This window comes from Methylobacterium sp. Leaf91 (assembly GCF_001422815.1).
Taxonomy (GTDB): Bacteria; Pseudomonadota; Alphaproteobacteria; order Rhizobiales; family Beijerinckiaceae; genus Methylobacterium.
This window is the reverse complement of sequence record NZ_LMMP01000012.1, coordinates 311,817-328,987: the sequence shown is the minus strand read 5'-3', so window position 1 is coordinate 328,987 and position 17,171 is coordinate 311,817. Positions and strand designations below refer to the sequence as shown.

The following is a 17,171-nucleotide window of genomic DNA, read 5'->3' as shown; positions in this document are numbered from 1 at the left end:
TTCCGAAGGATCTCCGCAGCATGACGATGCCTGACCAAGAGATCCATGGCGGGCGGGAGACGAGCCGTCGCTCCGGCTTTCTCGTCCTCGCCGTGCTGCTGGCGCTCGCAGGTTCGGCGACGGCCGTGTCCGCCGCTCAGCCCTCGGCGAAGCTCTGCACGACCGAGAACTCCACTCCCGAGACGGCGGAATGCATGGAGAAAGCCCTGGAGGGCGCCGACAAGGCACTGAACGAAGCCTACCGGAAGGCGCTCTCGGTGATCGACGCGGACGATAGCGGCAAGGATGCCAAGGCCAAGACGGAGTGGAAGGCGCAACTCGCCGCGGCGCAGCGTGCCTGGATCGCGTTCCGCGACGCCGATTGCGGGGCTCTGATCGTCAGCGAGTGGAACAGCGGCAGCGGGACCACAACGGCGACCTACGCGTGCCTCTACGATAAGACCGTCCAGCGGACTGGCGACATCCTGAGCCGCTACCCGCTTCACTGAATCCGGGCCGACCTTTCGCTCAGCGATAATCGGTGGGCGTGAGGCCGTGCCGGGCCATCTTGTCGTAGAGGGTCTTGCGCGGCGTGCCGAGGGATTCGGCGGCGATGCGGACGTCGCCGCCGGCCATGATCAGCTCCTCGCGGATCAGGCCCCGCTCGAACCGGTCGACCTGCTCGGCCAGGGTTCCGGTGCTGGCGGCCTCCGGTGAGGGCGCGTCGTGCTGGCCGAGGCCGAGGGCGTGACGCTCGGCGAAATGGCCGAGCTCGCGCACGTTGCCGGGCCAGTCGTGCCGGCGCAGGTGCTCCCGCACGGCCGGCGTGATTGCCCGCGGCTCCCGCCCGAAGCGCGTCGCCGCGCGGGTCAGGAACTCCTGGAACAGCAGCATCACGTCCTCGCGCCGCTCGCGCAGGGGCGGAATCGCAATCGTGATGACGTTGAGGCGGTGGTAGAGGTCGTCTCGGAAGGTGCCCTGCGCCGCCGCCTGGCCGAGGTCGACCTTGGTCGCGGCCACCACGCGCATGTCGATGGCGCGGATCTCGTTGCTGCCCAACGGCTCCACCGCCCGCTCCTGCAGGACGCGCAGGAGTTTCACCTGCAGGCCCAATGGCATGCTCTCGATCTCGTCGAGGAACAGCGTGCCGCCCTGAGCGTACTCGATCCGGCCGACGCGGCGCTTGAGGGCGCCGGTGAAGGCACCGGCCTCATGGCCGAAGAGTTCGCTCTCGACGACGCTGTCGGGTAGCGCGCCGCAATTCATCGCCACGAAGTTCCGGCTCGCGCGCCGGCTCCAGCGGTGCAGGGCGCTCGCCACCACCTCCTTGCCCGAGCCGGTCTCGCCGAAGACGAGAACGTCCACATCGGCATCGGCGACATCCCGCACGAGACGGCGCAGGCGCACCATCTCCGGGGAAATGCCGAGGAAGGCCGGGTCCTCCTCCACCGCCGCGTCCAGCCGGGCGCGCAGGGTGCGGTTCTCGAGAACGAGCCGGCGCCGTTCCAGAGCGCGGCGCGCCGAGGCGACGAGGGATTCGGCCGGATAGGGTTTGGACAGGAAATCGTAGGCCCCGTCGCGCATGGCACTCACCGCCATGCGGATGTCGCCATGCCCGGTGATCAGGATGACCGGCAGTTCCGCATCGATGGCCTTGATCCGCCCGAACAGAGCGATGCCGTCGAGATCGGGCAGGCGCACGTCGGTAACCACAAGGCCGGGCGGATCGGCGAGGATGGCGGCCAGCGCCGGTCCGGCGGCCCCGAAGGTCTCCACCGTGAACCCATCGAGCTCAAGGCTCTGGCGGTTGGCGCGGCAGACATCCGCCTCGTCGTCGATGAAGACGACCCGTTCGGCCAACCCGCCCGCACCCTCTTCAACGCTCACGGTGTCGTCTCCACGGGGGCTTTGGCCAGTTCCATCCGAAACACCGCCCCGCCGGCCGGATCGTCCAAGGCGTTCAGGCTGCCGCCGCAATCCTCGACGATTCCGCGGGCGATGGCGAGCCCGAGCCCGAGCCCATCGGACTTGGTGGTGAAGAAGGCGTCGAAGAGCTGGGCCCGAATGGCCTCAGGCAAGCCCGGCCCGGTATCGCGCACCTCGACCGCCACACGCTCCCCGGGCAGGTTCCGCACCAGGATGGAGACACGCGGCTCGGTGTGTCCCGCCGCCGCGTCGAGGGCATTCTGTAGCAGGTTGACCACGACCTGCTCGAGGCGCGGCCCGTCACCGAGAACGCAGAGGCCAGGGGCCGGCGTCTCCGCCGTGAGCGCGATCCCGGCCGCCTTCGCCCGTGCCTCCACCAGTTCCAGGCTGTTGGCGAGGATATCGGCGAGGGGCACGGGCTCGCGTCGGGGCGATGCACGCCGGGCGAAACCCTTGAGCTGCCGCGTCAGGCCGCCGATCCGGTCGGTGAGGCGGCCGATGGCGAAAGCGTTCTCCGCCGCTTCCTCGCCCCGGCCCCGTCGGACCAGGATCGCCGCGTTGTCGGCGTAGGAGCGGATGGCGGCCAGCGGCTGATTGATCTCGTGCGCCATGCTGGCGGCGAACTGGCCCAAGGCCGCGAGCCGCCCGGCCTGAGCGAGTTCTCGGCCGAGGCGTTCGCGCTCGGCTTCCGCCTGCCGTCGCTCCTCCTCCGCCCTCCGTCGCTCTTCGATTTCCAGCCGCAGCATCCTGTTGGCGTCGGTGAGTTCCATCGTCCGCTCACGAACGCTCCTCTCTAACTCTTCCCGGCGCGTCGCGGCTTGAGCGAGGCGCTGGCGTGTCCGTCGCCGGCGGCCCGCCACGGTCGCGATCCCGATACAGGCCAGCCCGGTGCCGAGGGCGGCGATGATCCAGGCCTGCACCCGCTCGCGGTCCACGGCAGAACCCACCGGCGTCAGGGTATGGAGTCGCCAGTCGGTACCTGGAATGGGGGCGTCGAGGGCCAGGGCGGTTCGCGCCGGCCGCGACCCCTGCCCGACGCGGACGAGATCTTGCATCCCCCCGACGGGGTGGAGCGGAAGCGCCGTGAGCGGGGCGTCGCCGAATTCCAGCGCCGCGCGGATGCGCTTTCGCTCGTCCTCGCCGACCTCGCGGAGGGTCGCGAAGTTCCACGTGGGATCACTCGCCACGAGGACGATGCCCCTTGCATCCGCCACGAACACCCCATCCCCCGATTGCCGCCACGCGGCCTCGACGTCGTGGAATTCGATCTTCACCACCACCACGCCGCCGGATTCGTCGATCCGCCGCGAGAGGTAGAGGCCCGCCCGGCCGCTCACCGTACCCAGGGCGAATTGCGATCCGGCGCCGCCGGTCATAGCCTGCCGAAAGTAGGGCCTGAAAGCATAGTCCCGGCCGAGAAAGCTGCGCTCCGACCCTGCATTGCTCGCAGCCACCGTGATCCCGTCGGAGCGGATGACGTAGATCACCGCCGCGCCCGTGGCCGCCGCGATCTGAGCGAGCCGTCTGTTGACCCTGGTGACCAAGGGTTGCCCCGGCTCACGACCCGCGACTGCTGCGATCTCAGGATCCGCGGCCAGGGCCAGCGGAAGCGAGGCCTGCTTCTGCATTTCGGCCCTCAACGCGCCGACCTGCAGCGCCAGGGCGGCCTGGGCCGTACGGCGAAGGTCCGTCAGCGCCCAGCGCTCGGCCGCGCGCCCAGCGAGCCATGCCCCAACGAGAACCAGGATCAGGCAGGCGACCGGAACGAGGGTGCGATGCCACCGCGCGCGCCATCGCGGTTCGGTTCCGCCGCGGAGAGAAGAATTCTGATTCACGTGCTTCGCATCAGTGCGATTTCCCGGACGGAATTTGGCGACTGAGTGCGGGATTTCGCACCGGGGCCGCGAATGGGAACCTCGCCGACAAGAGAAATATGTCTGGAATCAATATCTTAAAGAAATATTTCAGGAGTTCCCAAGCTGGCACGCGGGTTGCCATTCCTAGACCGAAACGCAGGCCTGCGCTGTTCGCAGGGCTGCAAGCCGAAGGGGCGAGTGTCCCGACGCCAAGACCAAGAGACGACGATGCCCGGACAGAACCGGCGCACCGATCCGACCCAATTTTATCTATCTCCAGGGAGAAGCCCGCCATGGCCACCATACCGTCTCCGCTGACCGCGCCGCATGCGCCGGCAAAGCCGAAGCCCCTCTATCGCACGCTGTATTTCCAGGTGCTGGTCGCCGTGGCGATCGGCATCACCCTCGGCCACTTCTATCCGCAGGTCGGCGCGGACATGAAGCCGCTCGGTGACGCCTTCATCAAGCTCGTCAAGATGATCATCGCGCCGGTGATCTTCCTCACGGTCGTCTCCGGCATCGCCGGCATGACCAACCTGGAGAAGGTCGGCCGCGTCGGTGGCAAGGCGCTCATCTACTTCATCACCTTCTCGACCCTGGCCCTCATCGTCGGCCTGATCGTGGCGAACCTCGTCCAGCCGGGCGCAGGCATGCATATCGATCCGAAGACCCTCGATCCGAAGTCGATCGCGATGTACGCCGACAAGGCGAAGACGCAGTCGATCACCGACTTCCTCATGAACATCATCCCGACCACGGCGGTGGGTGCGTTCTCGGGCGGTGAAATCCTTCAGGTCCTGTTCTTCTCGGTGCTGTTCGGCTTCGGCCTCGCCTTCCTGGGTGATCGCGGCAAGCCGGTCCTCGACATCATCAAGGTGCTGTCGGAAGCCATCTTCGGCGTCGTCAACATCATCATGAAGGTCGCCCCCATCGGTGCCTTCGGCGCCATGGCCTTCACCATCGGCAAATACGGCATCGCCTCGCTCGCCAACCTCGCCTACCTCGTCGGCGCCTTCTACCTGACCTCGGCGATCTTCGTGCTCGGCGTGCTCGGCCTCGTCGCCCGCTATAACGGCTTCTCGATCATCAAGCTCATCCGCTACATCAAGGAGGAACTGATGCTGGTGCTCGGCACCTCGTCCTCCGAGTCGGCCCTGCCTTCGCTGCTCGAGAAGATGGAGCGCGCCGGCTGCTCGAAGCCCGTCGTCGGCCTCGTGGTCCCCACCGGCTACTCGTTCAACCTCGACGGCACCAACATCTACATGACCATGGCGGCCCTCTTCATCGCGCAGGCCACGGACACGCCGCTCACCTATGGCGAGCAGGGCCTCCTGCTCCTCGTAGCCATGCTCTCCTCCAAGGGTGCGGCCGGCGTCACTGGTTCGGGCTTCATCACCCTGGCGGCGACCCTCGCGGTGGTGCCCTCGGTGCCCGTCGTCGGCATGGCGCTGATCCTCGGCGTCGACCGATTCATGTCCGAGTGCCGCGCGCTCACCAACTTCATCGGCAATGCCGTGGCCTGCATCGTGGTCGCCCGCTGGGAAGGTGAAGTGGACGAGGTCAGACTCGCGGCGGCACTGGGCGGCAACCCGATGCCTCTGGCAGCGGAGATGCCGGTTCTCCAGGCTGCGGAGTAACGCCCGTACCGACTTCGAGCCGGGTGGCGATCCAGGCGGCTCGAAGTCGATCCGAAAGGGGCTGCCGGACCGCAATGGCCCGGCAGCCCCTTTCGCGTCGAGTATGGCCTTGGCTCCTCGATGCGATGGGTCACCCGAGGCCATTCCAGACGAGACACGTGCCCGAGATCGCCAGAAGCCCGTCCATCATGAACCGGAACGTCTCCGGGGCGAGGCGAAGCACGAAGGGCTTTGCCACGAACGCCCCCACCATGAGAGCCGCGCCCACGGCGAGGCCTCTGACGAAATCCGCGACCGGCAATGCGCCGGTTCCCTGGAAGGTCAGGATCTTGGTCAGGTAGATTGCCAGCGACGCAGCGGCCTCCGTGCCGATGAACGCACCCTTGGTCAGGCCGTAGCCGATGAAGACCGGAACCGAGGCCGGGCCGGTCGAGGCGACGATGCCGGTCAGGAAGCCGATAACTGCTCCTGCAACCGCCAGGTGGGGGAGCCGCACCCTGACGAGGCGGTCGGCCAGCCAGCGGCGTCCGGGGATCATAGCCAGAAGGAACGCGCCGATCGCCAGATCGACGGCCCGCGGCGGCAGGACCAGCATCGTGCGGGCGCCGAGCATTGCCGCGGGAATTCCAGTCGCCGCATAGGCGGCGACAGCCCGCCAGTCGACCTCTCGCCACCATGCCAGGATGCGGGAGAGGTTCGCCATCACGGCTGCGACCGCCATGATCGGGATGGCCTCCTTGGGCCCGTAGACATAAGCGAGGACCGGCACCAGCATGATCGAGGAGCCGGTGCCGATGATGCCGCTGACGACACCCGCCACGAGGCCGATGGAGAGGATGAGAAGCAGACCCATCGGCCGATTGTGCCCGGTCGAACCGGAAGTCCCTAGGGGCAATGCCTGACGTTGGATAACCTCGGCCTGCGAGCCTTTGCCGACGGAGGCCGGCTCGGATCACTTTCCCGCCAGCGAATGTTCCCCTGCCTCATGCTGACCAGTCGGACCGATCTTGCCGATCTCGGCACCTTCCTCGCCATCGCTCGTCATCTGAGCTTCCGGCGCGCGGGGCTGGAACTCGGTGTCAGTGCCTCCGCGCTCAGCCATGCCCTCAAGGCGATGGAGGCTCGCCTCGGCGTGCGGCTGATCAACCGCACCAGCCGGAGCGTCACCCTGACCGCAACGGGCGAAGAGCTTCTGGCGTCGCTCGATGCACCCTTCGCGGCGATCGGTTCGGCGCTCGATGGACTCAACCGCCACCGGGAGCCAGGGAACGCCGCGGGGCGCATTCGTCTCAATGTGCTCGAACATGCGAGCACGCTGCTGCTCGCGCCCGTGCTGCCCGTCTTCAGCGAGCGCCATCCGCAGATCGAGATCGACGTCCGCGTCTCCAACGATCTGCTCGACATCGTGGAGGCCGGGGCCGATGCGGGCATCCGATATGGCGGTACCGTCGCTCAGGATATGATTGCCCAGCGCCTGTCGGCCGACCTGCGCTGGGTGGTGGTCGGCGCACCCTGCTATCTCGATCGGCATGGAACGCCGGCGCATCCACATGATCTGTTGGCGCATCGGTGTCTGCGCATCCGCCTCGGTGACGAACGGCTCTACGGTTGGGAGTTCGAACGGGCCGGTGAGCCGCTTGCGCTCGACGTGCCCGGCGCCGTGACCATCGACAACACGCACTTCGCGCTGTCCCTCGCGACGGCAGGCGGGGGACTGGCCTACCTCCCCGAACCATGCGTCAGGTCGCCGGTCAGTCGCGGTGAACTGCGCGTCGTTCTGACGGATTGGGCCCCCGCGGGAGCCGGCTTCCACATTTACTATCCGGGACGTCGCCAGGTGCCGACCGGCCTGCGGCTCCTCATCGATCTGGTTCGCGAGCTTAGGCCGCTCGGTCTGTAGGCGCGATGTCGCCCAGCGATGAGCCATGCTCATCGGTCCGTTGAAGCAATGGCGGGTCATCGGAGTGACGCCGTTAGCCTACTTCTCGCTGATCGGTGAGCGGTAAGGCTCGCCATCACGGCCAGCCGGAGGCTTCCGACATGCTCACCACGCACCGTTTCACCGAAAAGGTCGTTTTCGTCACCGGTGCCGCCAGCGGCATCGGACGTGCCGCCGCCCTCGCTTTCGCGGCGGAGGGCGCTCGTGTGGCGATTGCCGACCGGAGTAAGGCGACCCTGGAAGACTTGCGGGCCGAGATTGAAGCGGCCGGCGGAGAAGTACTGGCGATCCGTTGCGACGTGTCTCTACCGGAAGAGGTGGAAGCGGCGATTGCCCGAACCGTCGAACGCTTCGGACGCCTCGACTGCGCCTTCAACAATGCCGGAGTCGAGAACAGGGCCACGCCGGTTCACGAGATCGAACTCGACGAATGGGATCGCATCCTCGGCATCAACCTGAGGGGAACCTTCCTCTGCATGAAGTACGAGCTGGCGCAGATGGTACGCCAGGGCGGCGGCGTGGTGGTCAACACCTCTTCCGGTGCCGGCATCCGCGGTGTCGCGGGCGGCGCGGCCTATGCCGCTTCCAAACACGCCATCATCGGTCTGACCCGCTCGGCGGCACTGGACTATGCCAGGAACAACATACGGGTGAACGCTATCCTGCCCGGCAACATCGAAACGCCGATGATGGACCGTTTCACGGGAGGCGACGTTCAGAAAGCGATCGACCTCGAACCAGTAGGGCGCCTCGGCAAGCCGGAGGAGATCGCGGAAGCGGTGCTCTGGATGTGCTCGGACCTCGGTGGGTTCGTGACCGGAGCCGCCACGGTGATCGACGGTGGCTGGTCGCTTTGACGGTCGATCCGGTGGAAACGGAGGAGCAGGCGAATGGACATTACACGCAGCGGGTCGCGACCGTCCGGCAGGGGACCGTCCGAATGGTTTACCGGGACCGTGCGGATCGACCCTCTTTTCTCCGCACTTGAGCCGGCGCGGGTCGCCGGAGCGAGCGTGACGTTCGAGCCGGGCGCCCGCACGGCCTGGCATACGCATCCGCTCGGCCAGACGCTCATCGTCACCTTCGGGGCAGGCTGGGTTCAGCGGGAGGGCGGCCCGATGGAGGCTGTCGCGCCGGGCGATGTCGTCTGGTTCGAGCCGGGTGAAAAACACTGGCACGGGGCAACGGCAACGACGGCCCTGACGCATATCGCGATCCAAGAGCAGCGCGACGGCCGGGCGGTGACGTGGTTGGAACAGGTCACCGACGAACACTATCGCGGGGTTTGACGCTCGCGCCAGGGCCGCCCCTCGACGGGCGGGTGTGGAGGCTCTCGTCCCGACGGGGCCTCATGTGGAGGGCGTCAGGGTAAAGACGTGGTCCGCTCCGGCAATGGTGGCCGGGCGGTGGGCGACGATGATCCGGGTCATGCGCAGGTCGCGCAAAGCCTCGGCAATGACGGCTTCCGTCGCTTCGTCGAGATGGCTCGTCGCCTCGTCGAGGAACAGGATCTCCGGTTTGCGATAGAGGGCGCGGGCCAGGATGACCCGCTGCTTCTGGCCGCCCGAGAGCGTAGAGCCCATATCGCCCACCAGGGTCTCGAACCCCATCGGGGTGCGCTTGATGTCGGCGAGGATGGCCGCGCGCGCGGCGCATTCCTCGATCCAGTCGGCATCGGGCCGCTCGTCGAAACTGGCGATGTTCTCGGCGATGGAGCCGGCGAAGAGACCGTCATTCTGCATCACGCCCGCGATCCGGCGGCGATAGCTGGCCGCCCCGAGGGTGCGGATCTCCTGCCCGTCGATGAGGACGCGCCCCTCGCTCGCGGGCAGCAGGCCCATCATGATCTTCATCAACGAGGTCTTGCCTGAGCCCGAAGGGCCGGTGATGGCGAAGCTCGTCCCTGCCATCACGTCGAGGCTGAGATCGCGGAAGATCCAGGGCTCATCCGCGCCGTAGCGCAGGGCGAGCCCCTTCACGGCGACACTCCCCGTCCCCTCCGCCGCCCGGATCACCGCCGGGGCGGCCGGTTCCAGGGTGGAGCCGGAACCCTCCTCGGGCTCGCTCATGACGATGTCCGACAACCGGTCGGTCTGGACATTGAGCATGCGCAACTGGAAGCCCGACTGGATCAGGTTGCCGATCCGCTGCGAGAACTGGTCGCGATAGGCAAGGAAGGCCACCAACATGCCGAGCGTCATCGACTGGTCGATGACCGCCCGCGCGCCGAGCACGAGCAGGAGCAGCCGGTCGAGACCGAACAGCAGCTCATTGGCCCGCCCGAAGATCAGATCGAGGCGCTGGAGCCGCAGCCGCGCATTCAGCGAGGTCACGAAGTGGTTCATCCAGGTGCCGCGCCGGCGCTCGCGCAGGTCGAGGAGCTTCACGCTCGCCATGCCGCGCACGGTCTCGATGAAGTGGCTCTGCTGGCGCGCTTCGGCAACGATCGCTTCCTCGGTGCCCTCGCGGTAGGAAGCGTAGGCGGCGATCCGCAGCGCTGCGGCGAGCGCCGTCGAGGCGACGACCACGAGGGAGAGCCAGCCGCCATAGACCACCAGCATGGCGAGCATGCCGATGGACATGATGCCGTCGAGCACGGCCTGGACGAGATCGGTGGTGAGCCCCTTCTGGATCGTCGCCAGGGAGCCGAAGCGCGAGATCACGTCGCCGACGTGCCGCTTCTCGAAATAGTCCAGTGGCAGGCGCGAGAGGTGGTCAAACAGGCTGCCCGACCATTGGTAGTTCAGTTTGGTACCGGTGAGCATGATCGCCCAGGTCCGCGCCACCGAGAGGACGAGCTGGACGACGAGCAGCAGGGCGAGCCCCACCGCCACCACCAGCAAAAGGTCGAGATCGGCGTTGACGATGACCTCGTCGATGACGATCTGCGATGCGATCGGCATCAGGATCGCGACGAGCTCGATGCCGAGGGACAGGGCCAGGATCTGGGCGAGGGCCGGGCGGATGCCGCCCATCGTGCGGAAGAGGTCGCCCAGCGCCAGCCCGCGCCGGCGCTTCTCGCGCACGAAGCTGGTGGTCGGGCTCGCCTCCAGGGCGACGCCCGTGAACTCGCGCGACGCCTCCGCGAAGGTGAGCTTGCGCCGCCCCCGGGCGGGATCGTGGATGACGATCCCCCTGCCGTTCACGGCGGTGAGCACGACGAAGTGGTTGAGCCCCCAATGCAGGATGCACGGCGTCTTGAGCTTGGGCAGATCCTTCAGCTCGGCCCGCAAGGCCCGCGTGGCGAGGCCCATCGAGCCCGCCAGATCGATGAGGTTGCGCAGGGTCATGCCCTTGAGCGATAGGGCATGCCGGAGGCGCAGGGCGCCGAGATCCACATGTCGGCCGTGATAGCCGAGCACCATGCCGAGGCAGGCCATGCCGCATTCGGCAGCCTCCGCCTGGAGCAGGACGGGCACGCGCCGGCCGAAGCCGAACTGGAGGGTGCTGAGCAGGCTCACGCTTTCATCCGCCCCGGGTCACGAGATCGACGCTGCGCTTCACCCGGTAGAGCGGGTCGAGGAGCCAGCGATAGAGAGGGCGTTTCTCCAGGGCGATATCGGCCTCGACCCGCATCCCGGCCTCCAGCCGCCGGCTCTCGCCATAGGCGATCACGCTGTTCTCGTCCGGCCGCACGATGATGCGGTAGATGCCGTCGCCGTTCTTCGCCCTGGTACCGGCGGCTTCCGGCAGGTCGGCGGCCTCCAGGGGCGCGCGGGTCACCTCCGTGACGGTGCCGCGATAGAGGCCGAAGCGCTGGAAGGGAAAGGCCGCGTAGCGCAGCATCACGGCCTCCCCCGTATCGATGAAGCCGATGGCTGAGGATTCCACGAACAGGTTCGCTTGGAGCCGGCCCTCGCTCGGTAGCAGGGTGAGGAGGGTGGCGCCCGCTGCCACGCCTTGGCCGGCCTGGACCCGGATCGAGGTGAGAATGCCCTTCTCGGGCGCCCGCACCTCGATGGCCCGGCGTGCCTCGCTCTCGGCCCGCTGCTGCTCCAATTGGGCGGCGGTGCGGTCCATCTCGGCGAGGTCGCGGGCGAGCTTGTCGTCGAAGGTAGCGAGCGTCGCCTGCAACTCGCCGACCTTGCCCATGAGCTGCAGACGCGAGTTGCGGAACTGGGCAAGCTGGGAACTCGCCTGCAGGTAGAGGTAATTCTGGTTCTGGAGGTCGGCTGAGCGGGCAAAGCCGTCGCTCACCGCCTTGGCGAGGACATCGACCCGCTCTTTCAGCGGTGGCACCAGCTTTTCCTGCAGCTGAACCTGCTCCTCCAATTGCCGCGACTGGGATTGCAGATTGTCGATCTGCTCGGCGAGGGAGCGCTTCTCGGTGGCCGCCATGGCCGACCGCAACCGAGATTGCGCCTCGATCGTCTCCTTCTGCCGGGCCAGCTGATCGATGATGCGCTGCTGGGTCGGACCGTTGGCCGACACGGCGTCGAGGTCCAGGGTGTAGAGCAGCTGGCCCTGAACGACCCTGTCGCCCTCCTTCACCCCCGAGACGCTGACGCGTCCTGCCACCGGGCTTGCCACGGTGATGAGACCGACATCCGGCGTGAGCATGCCGAAGGCGTGGATGCGCCGCGTATAAGTGCCGAAAACGACGTAGAGGAGCGCGGCGATCGTGATCAGGATCGTGATCGCAGTCATCAGCCGGATCGAGAGCGGCTGAACGATCTGGGCCTCGCCCAGCCAGGAATCCCGCCGCGCCTGGGCGACCTCTGCGCGGAAAAGCGGCGACGTCATCTGGTCCGGTGGTTTTCCTGGTCGAGAGACGGCGTGCTTCGGCTCTGCGGCTTCATATGCACGAAGGACGCGGCGGGCCTACAGGCCCGCCGCGCTCATTTACCGATCGGAAGGATGCGGAGAGTTCGTGGCGTGGTTCAATGGCCGCCGAGAAGACCGCCGACCGCGCCAAGAAGGCCACCGACGAGACCGCTGACCAATCCGCCTACCTGACCGACCACGCCGGAGACGGCGCCGAGTTCGCTGGAGAGGTCCAGTTCCAGGCCGAGGGAGAGGCCGCCGCCGACGGCGTCGAGTTCCTTGGCGTCGAGTTCGCGGATGGTGTCGAGGTTCTGGGTCATGTCATAGCTCCGGTATGAGGCCGCGCGTTCGTTTCGCGCCGGGCCTAGAGAAATCAGGACGCTGGTTCGAAGGCAGCGTTACTTGCCGCCGAGCAGTCCGCCGACAACGCCGCCTACGGCACCGAGAAGGCCGCCTACGAGACCGCTTACCAGCCCGCCGACCTGATCGACCGTGCCGGATACGGCACCGAGTTCGCTGGAGAGGTCGAGGTCAAGTCCCAGGGAGAGGCCGCCGCCGACAGCATCGAGCTCGGATGCTTCGAGGGGGCGAATAGTGTCATTGGCAGTCGACATATTTTCTCTCCAAGATGTGTTCGGCAGATCGATTGTTTTCTCGTCGTTCTATGTTTGAAAGCGTTCGGGATTGCTTTCTGTCATCCAGACTACACCTCTTGCCCGATCCATCAAGTCACTATCTCGACCCTTCGATCTTAGGGAGGAACGGATAGACCTATATTGGCGATTGATGATCTATATCTATATGCCTTCGGCGGCGGTGCATAATATCCTGTATCATATCGCCTGCGACAGGCGTTTTTGGCGATTGTTGATCGAAATCGGAGTCAAGGCTGGAATTTTGTATTGCAGTCCATAAGTGTTGGTAACAAAAGAGCTTTTTTCAGAGAATTGACATTTTGTCGCATGTGAATCGAAGAGACGGGCTCGGCTTGACTGTGGGGAAAATGCTTCTCCCAATGTTGGGGGCGATAGACGCAATGATCTCACGATCCTTCAAAATCAGGTGTACCGGATGAAGAATTCAATCGAGGCCTGAGCAAACGCTCCGCCTGTTCCATAATGCGTGCATGCCGCCATGAGTCGTTTCGATGGACGAAGCAAAAGGACAAGATGCGTCCAATTAGTGGAGTTCTAAACAAGCGGCTCTGTTTGCATCGGTTCGTTGCGTGTCATATCTCTGCATCGGAGGCTGCGACGTGTTGGACAGTGACAGATCGATTTTCTTCGAAATGACACACCACATTGCCGAAGTCTCCTTTGCCTGTTGCCGGAATATCCTGCGGCAGAGCTGGGAAGTTCTGACGCTTCGGTAAGGCACAATCCATTGAGCTGGCTGCAGCACGAGGGTTTCACATGCACCATGAAATCGTGAATGCGGGTTGAGCGGAGTGAGTTCGGTTGCACGCTCGAACTCGATGGCGAGATCGAGGCAGTGCTCCAGACCAGTACGGGGCTCGGCTGGGCCGGTATCGGGTTCTGCGACCTGATGCTCGGTAGCCATGGGACGGCGTCCATAGTCCAGCAGGGCATCCATTTCGCGCTCTCGTTGGCCCCGCAAAGCCAGCACTTCCTGTGGTCCGGGCAGAGCTATCATTTCTCCGAGGACAACATCGTGGTCCTCGAGCCGGGGGCGACCGTGATCGAGAACTGGACCGGTGCGTTTCGCACCATGGTCCTCAAGCTGGCTCCAGAGGCCGTCGAGCGCATTACCGATCTGTCCCTGGCCAAGACGCGCATCCGGACGCAGTTCTTCCCGTCGCGCTCTCAAGTCGCCGCGGGCCATCTCCTGCAGGCAGTCTCGGCCGACCTCGAGACCGGCTGCGCCAACGGTCCTCTGCTGGTAGAAAGCGTATCGGCGACGCTGCTGCAGCTGTTCTCAGGCACCGATGCGCCTCCACACCGCAATGGTCCGACCCTGACTTCGACGCAGGCCGCCATCCTTCGAGAGCTGATTCTCACCCACCTCACCGAACCGCTGAGCCTGCAGTACCTCGCGGATGCGGTCGGTATCAGCGTCGGTCATCTGGTCCGCGCTTTCCGTACGTCATTCGGGGTGACGCCCTACCAGTTCATCCTGCGCGAGCGGGTGAACCGTGCGCAGGACCTTATCGCCACCGGAACGATGAGTCTGAGCGAGATTGTCCCCCTGGCGGGGTTCAGCGATGCGAGCCAGATGTCGAAGACGTTCCGCCGTCTCACGGGACAACCGCCGCGCGCTTTCGTGCGCCGTGCGCGCGACAGCCGGTCCGCCGATGCGGTTGCCGATTAGGTCGGGCGTAGAACCCGCCTCTCCCGGTTGCGTGCCACTGTTCCGGGATGTGGCATCCGTGATGCCGAATCGCATGGGCTATCCGGCCTGAGGCTGCGCATCCCCGCCCATCGGCGTGGATCCCGAAACACGAATTCTCGATGTGCTCGCGGGAAAGCTGAGCTTACCGGGCCTTCAGCACCATCCGGCAGGCTGCGGGAAGGGCCGCCATGGTCATCGGCGGTCTGGGTTTCCCCGGCTTCGTGGATTTCGGCGGGTTCAGCACGGCGTCGCTGAACCAGTATGCGAGCTCCTCTCCGCAGCCGTCGCCGGATGGCGGCGGCGCTTGGTCTCCGCATTGGTCGTCCCCAGCCGGGCAGGAGAGGCGGATATGGTAGTGGTAATTGTGCCCGTACATCGGGCGCACCTTGTTGAGCCAGGAGCGGTCGCCCCCCGCCTCCCGGCACAAAGCCTTCTTGATCGCCGGGTTGACGAAGAGGCGCGCGACTTCGGGCTGTTGGGCCGTGAGGCGGATCAGCTTGAGGTGCTCCTGCGTCCAGACCTGCGGGTCGATGTCGAGGCGGTCCGCGCGGACCACGTTGGTGGCAGAGGTCTCCTCACGCTCCGCGCGGGTCATGCGGTGGTCGGGCATGGGCGTGAGCCAGACATCGGCGTCGAGGCCGAGCTGATGCGAGGCGTGGCCCGTGAGCATCGGGCCGCCACGAGGCTGGGACATGTCGCCCACGAGAAGCCCGTTCCATCCGACGCGAGGAGCCTTGGCGGCTAGGCGCTCAATGAAATCCACGAGATGCGGTGTGCCCCACATCCGATTCCGGGAGAGGCGCATGACTTGCCAGGTCGGTCCGTCATTGGGCAGGGCCTCGCCGCCGGAAAAGCATCCCTTCGCATAAGAGCCATAGGGCCGGGCGGGGCCGGGTGCCGGTGTCGTCGCCCGCCCGAACAGGGCTTTGGCCGGCGTCGACGGCGCATCGGGATCGGCCAGGGGTGGAAGGGGCTTGGGGTTTACGCTGCCCCTATCCTGGGCCTGTGCGGCCCCTCCACACAAGAGGAAGGCGAGGGCCGCGAGGCGGAATGGACGAGAGGTCAGGTGCATGGCGCCAACCTAGTCTATCGGCCGTCGGGCCGTCGAGAGCTCTCGACTATTCCGCCGGTGCGACCGCGATCTTGATCGAATCCGATTTCGCACCACTGACGACGACGAGAATAGGAGTGGTACCGAACTGGAACCGGACGCTCTTCGAGACGCCCGGACATCCGGGCCGCATCGTGCTCGCCACGGGCTTGCGCGTCGTCGCGCCGTCCTGGCTCACGTCGATCCAGGCATTGTCCGACAACGTCACCTGATACAGGCCGGGCGTGACGACGGGTGGGATCCGCAAGCTGCCGCCGAACGTGCCGGGCTTCGGTTCCCGCGAAGGCGTCAAGGGAAGATCGGCTCCCGCGACCGGCTTGAGCGCCAGAACGGCGCCCGGCATTTCCGCGGAGAGGGTCGCGCCGGAATCGAGCCGGGGGAGGGAGGGCGCCTCGAACCAGGCCTGCTCCCGCAGGATCGGCCAGTCGAACGTGGTACAGGCGGCAGGATCGGCATCCTGCTGCGCCCATGCCCGGTCGGCCGCGAGGCCCGCACCGGATGCGAGCACCAATCCGGCGATGATGGGGAGCATTCTGCGCATGGCCACTGTCCTGTGAACGGTCGAGGCCCCCTCGATCGTGGAAACGGTTGCGCCGCCGGAAAGGTTTCCCGCAGAGATGTACTTCGGCAGGGCGCCTATCCGAAGGGTCAAGCCAGGCGCCACGCCCCCCTTGCGGGGCGGGGCCGACGCGGGGGTCACTCCTCGTCCGGTTGTTCTACGTCCTCGGACACGGTTCGGCGCACGCCCCAGCCGCGCAACGTCTCGTTGAGCTCGTCGAGGACGAAATGGCGGGCGCTGTCCCGGTCGTAGCCCTCTTCGAGATAGGATTCGTATTCGGTGAAGACGTGGCGGGCGAAGGCGACGAGGGCGAGCCATGCCGCGGTCTCGGGGCTCGCATTCCGTAGGCCAGGACTGGCCAGCGCCCGGGCAAGGACGGAATCCGTCTCGAAGGCGGGAAGGCGCGGAGCAAGGATCCGAAGCGCTTTACCGACGGCTTCCGCACGGGTCATCGAGCCGACTCCCAGAACGTTCCTACTTGTCGTGATGCCCGGCGGCGATCCGATCCGTCAGGGCCATCAGGATGCCGGAGACGACGAAGACCATGTGGAGACCGACGAGCCAGTACAGCTCTCGGTCCGGTGTCGCCTTGATGTCCATGAAGGCTTTCAGCAGCGAGATCGCCGAGATAGCGACGATCGAAGACATCAGCTTCAGCTTCAGTCCGGTGAAGTCGATCGTCCCCATCCATTCGGGCCAGTCCTTATGGTCCGTATGATCGATCTTCGAGACGAAGTTCTCGTATCCCGAAAACATCACGATGATGAGCAAGGATGCGGTGAAGGACAGATCGACCAGAGTCAGCACGCCGAGAATGATCTGCGACTCAGTGGCGCTCCACATGTGCAAGACGAAGTAGGCGAGTTCCTGCAGCAGCTTGACCAGCAGCACGACGATGCCGATGCCCAGTGCGGCATAGAAGGGCGCCAGCAGCCAGCGACACGCGAAAAGTACGCGTTCGAAAACCTGTTCGACCATCTGTCCCAAAACCCCCGTCCGACCGGGCGGGGGTTTGCCATGTACCGCCAAGCTCGACAAGGTTTGGGCTTGG

General features: G+C 65.9%; 17 protein-coding genes. 6 read left to right on the top strand and 11 right to left on the bottom strand.

Annotation, left to right across the window (positions count from 1 at the left end; translation table 11 throughout):
* Nucleotides 1-20 precede the first annotated feature (20 nt).
* Nucleotides 21-488 (top strand): lysozyme inhibitor LprI family protein, encoded by a 468-nt coding sequence (locus tag ASF32_RS12375; RefSeq protein ID WP_244483630.1) that lies wholly within the window; start codon nt 21-23, stop codon nt 486-488.
* 19 nt (nt 489-507) lie between these two features.
* On the opposite strand, the gene ASF32_RS12370 is transcribed toward ASF32_RS12375, so the two are convergent.
* Nucleotides 508-1,866: a sigma-54 dependent transcriptional regulator gene (locus tag ASF32_RS12370; RefSeq protein ID WP_056428504.1), complete on the bottom strand. Its 1,359-nt coding sequence runs from the start codon at nt 1,864-1,866 to the stop codon at nt 508-510.
* The gene (locus ASF32_RS12365; RefSeq protein ID WP_244478215.1) at nt 1,863-3,656 is read right to left on the bottom strand and encodes an ATP-binding protein; all 1,794 of its coding nucleotides are present in this window, start codon (nt 3,654-3,656) and stop codon (nt 1,863-1,865) included. Before ASF32_RS12365 ends, ASF32_RS12370 begins: the two co-directional genes overlap by 4 nt.
* 398 nt (nt 3,657-4,054) lie before the next feature.
* On the opposite strand from ASF32_RS12365, the gene ASF32_RS12360 reads away from it, so the two are divergent.
* Nucleotides 4,055-5,398 (top strand): dicarboxylate/amino acid:cation symporter, encoded by a 1,344-nt coding sequence (locus ASF32_RS12360; protein ID WP_056428498.1) that lies wholly within the window; start codon nt 4,055-4,057, stop codon nt 5,396-5,398.
* 130 nt (nt 5,399-5,528) lie between these two features.
* Here the strand turns inward: ASF32_RS12360 and ASF32_RS12355 are convergent, their stop codons facing one another.
* Complete coding sequence (locus ASF32_RS12355) at nt 5,529-6,251, bottom strand: sulfite exporter TauE/SafE family protein (protein WP_056428495.1); 723 nt, start codon at nt 6,249-6,251, stop codon at nt 5,529-5,531.
* 132 nt (nt 6,252-6,383) lie between these two features.
* Here ASF32_RS12355 and ASF32_RS12350 point away from each other — a divergent pair, with 132 nt between their 5' ends.
* The 3 genes from ASF32_RS12350 (at nt 6,384) to ASF32_RS12340 (ending at nt 8,626) form a co-directional block, all read left to right on the top strand.
* Nucleotides 6,384-7,298, top strand: a complete 915-nt coding sequence (locus ASF32_RS12350; RefSeq protein ID WP_056428722.1) for a LysR family transcriptional regulator — start codon at nt 6,384-6,386, stop codon at nt 7,296-7,298.
* Nucleotides 7,299-7,438: 140 nt separating this feature from the next.
* Nucleotides 7,439-8,194, top strand: coding sequence for a glucose 1-dehydrogenase (locus tag ASF32_RS12345; RefSeq protein WP_056428491.1), 756 nt, complete (start codon nt 7,439-7,441; stop codon nt 8,192-8,194).
* A 33-nt stretch (nt 8,195-8,227) separates the two neighbouring features.
* Nucleotides 8,228-8,626 (top strand): cupin domain-containing protein, encoded by a 399-nt coding sequence (locus ASF32_RS12340; RefSeq protein WP_056428489.1) that lies wholly within the window; start codon nt 8,228-8,230, stop codon nt 8,624-8,626.
* A gap of 60 nt (nt 8,627-8,686) precedes the next feature.
* Here ASF32_RS12340 and ASF32_RS12335 read toward each other — a convergent pair whose 3' ends face one another.
* The 4 genes from ASF32_RS12335 to ASF32_RS12320 form a co-directional block, all read right to left on the bottom strand.
* Entirely contained in the window at nt 8,687-10,798 is a 2,112-nt protein-coding gene (locus tag ASF32_RS12335) for a peptidase domain-containing ABC transporter (protein WP_056428486.1), read from the bottom strand.
* A gap of 4 nt (nt 10,799-10,802) precedes the next feature.
* Nucleotides 10,803-12,080 (bottom strand): HlyD family efflux transporter periplasmic adaptor subunit, encoded by a 1,278-nt coding sequence (locus tag ASF32_RS12330; protein WP_056428483.1) that lies wholly within the window; start codon nt 12,078-12,080, stop codon nt 10,803-10,805.
* Nucleotides 12,081-12,217: 137 nt separating this feature from the next.
* Nucleotides 12,218-12,421, bottom strand: coding sequence for a hypothetical protein (locus tag ASF32_RS12325; protein ID WP_056428480.1), 204 nt, complete (start codon nt 12,419-12,421; stop codon nt 12,218-12,220).
* A 78-nt stretch (nt 12,422-12,499) separates the two neighbouring features.
* Nucleotides 12,500-12,715 carry a hypothetical protein gene (locus tag ASF32_RS12320; protein ID WP_056428477.1) on the bottom strand — a complete coding sequence of 72 codons (216 nt, stop codon included), beginning with the start codon at nt 12,713-12,715 and terminating at the stop codon, nt 12,500-12,502.
* An 817-nt stretch (nt 12,716-13,532) separates the two neighbouring features.
* Here ASF32_RS12320 and ASF32_RS12315 point away from each other — a divergent pair.
* A complete protein-coding gene (locus tag ASF32_RS12315; RefSeq protein ID WP_056428474.1) occupies nt 13,533-14,429 on the top strand; it encodes an AraC family transcriptional regulator in 897 nt (298 codons plus the stop codon).
* Nucleotides 14,430-14,592: 163 nt separating this feature from the next.
* Here the strand turns inward: ASF32_RS12315 and mepA are convergent, their stop codons facing one another.
* The 4 genes from mepA to ASF32_RS12295 form a co-directional block, all read right to left on the bottom strand.
* Complete coding sequence (mepA, locus tag ASF32_RS12310; RefSeq protein ID WP_156467782.1) at nt 14,593-15,522, bottom strand: penicillin-insensitive murein endopeptidase; 930 nt, start codon at nt 15,520-15,522, stop codon at nt 14,593-14,595.
* A gap of 46 nt (nt 15,523-15,568) precedes the next feature.
* A complete protein-coding gene (locus tag ASF32_RS12305) occupies nt 15,569-16,102 on the bottom strand; it encodes a hypothetical protein (RefSeq protein WP_056428471.1) in 534 nt (177 codons plus the stop codon).
* 155 nt (nt 16,103-16,257) lie between these two features.
* A complete protein-coding gene (locus ASF32_RS12300; protein WP_056428468.1) occupies nt 16,258-16,572 on the bottom strand; it encodes a DUF2293 domain-containing protein in 315 nt (104 codons plus the stop codon).
* 22 nt (nt 16,573-16,594) lie between these two features.
* Complete coding sequence (locus ASF32_RS12295; RefSeq protein ID WP_056428465.1) at nt 16,595-17,098, bottom strand: TIGR00645 family protein; 504 nt, start codon at nt 17,096-17,098, stop codon at nt 16,595-16,597.
* Between the last annotated feature and the right edge of the window lie 73 nt (nt 17,099-17,171).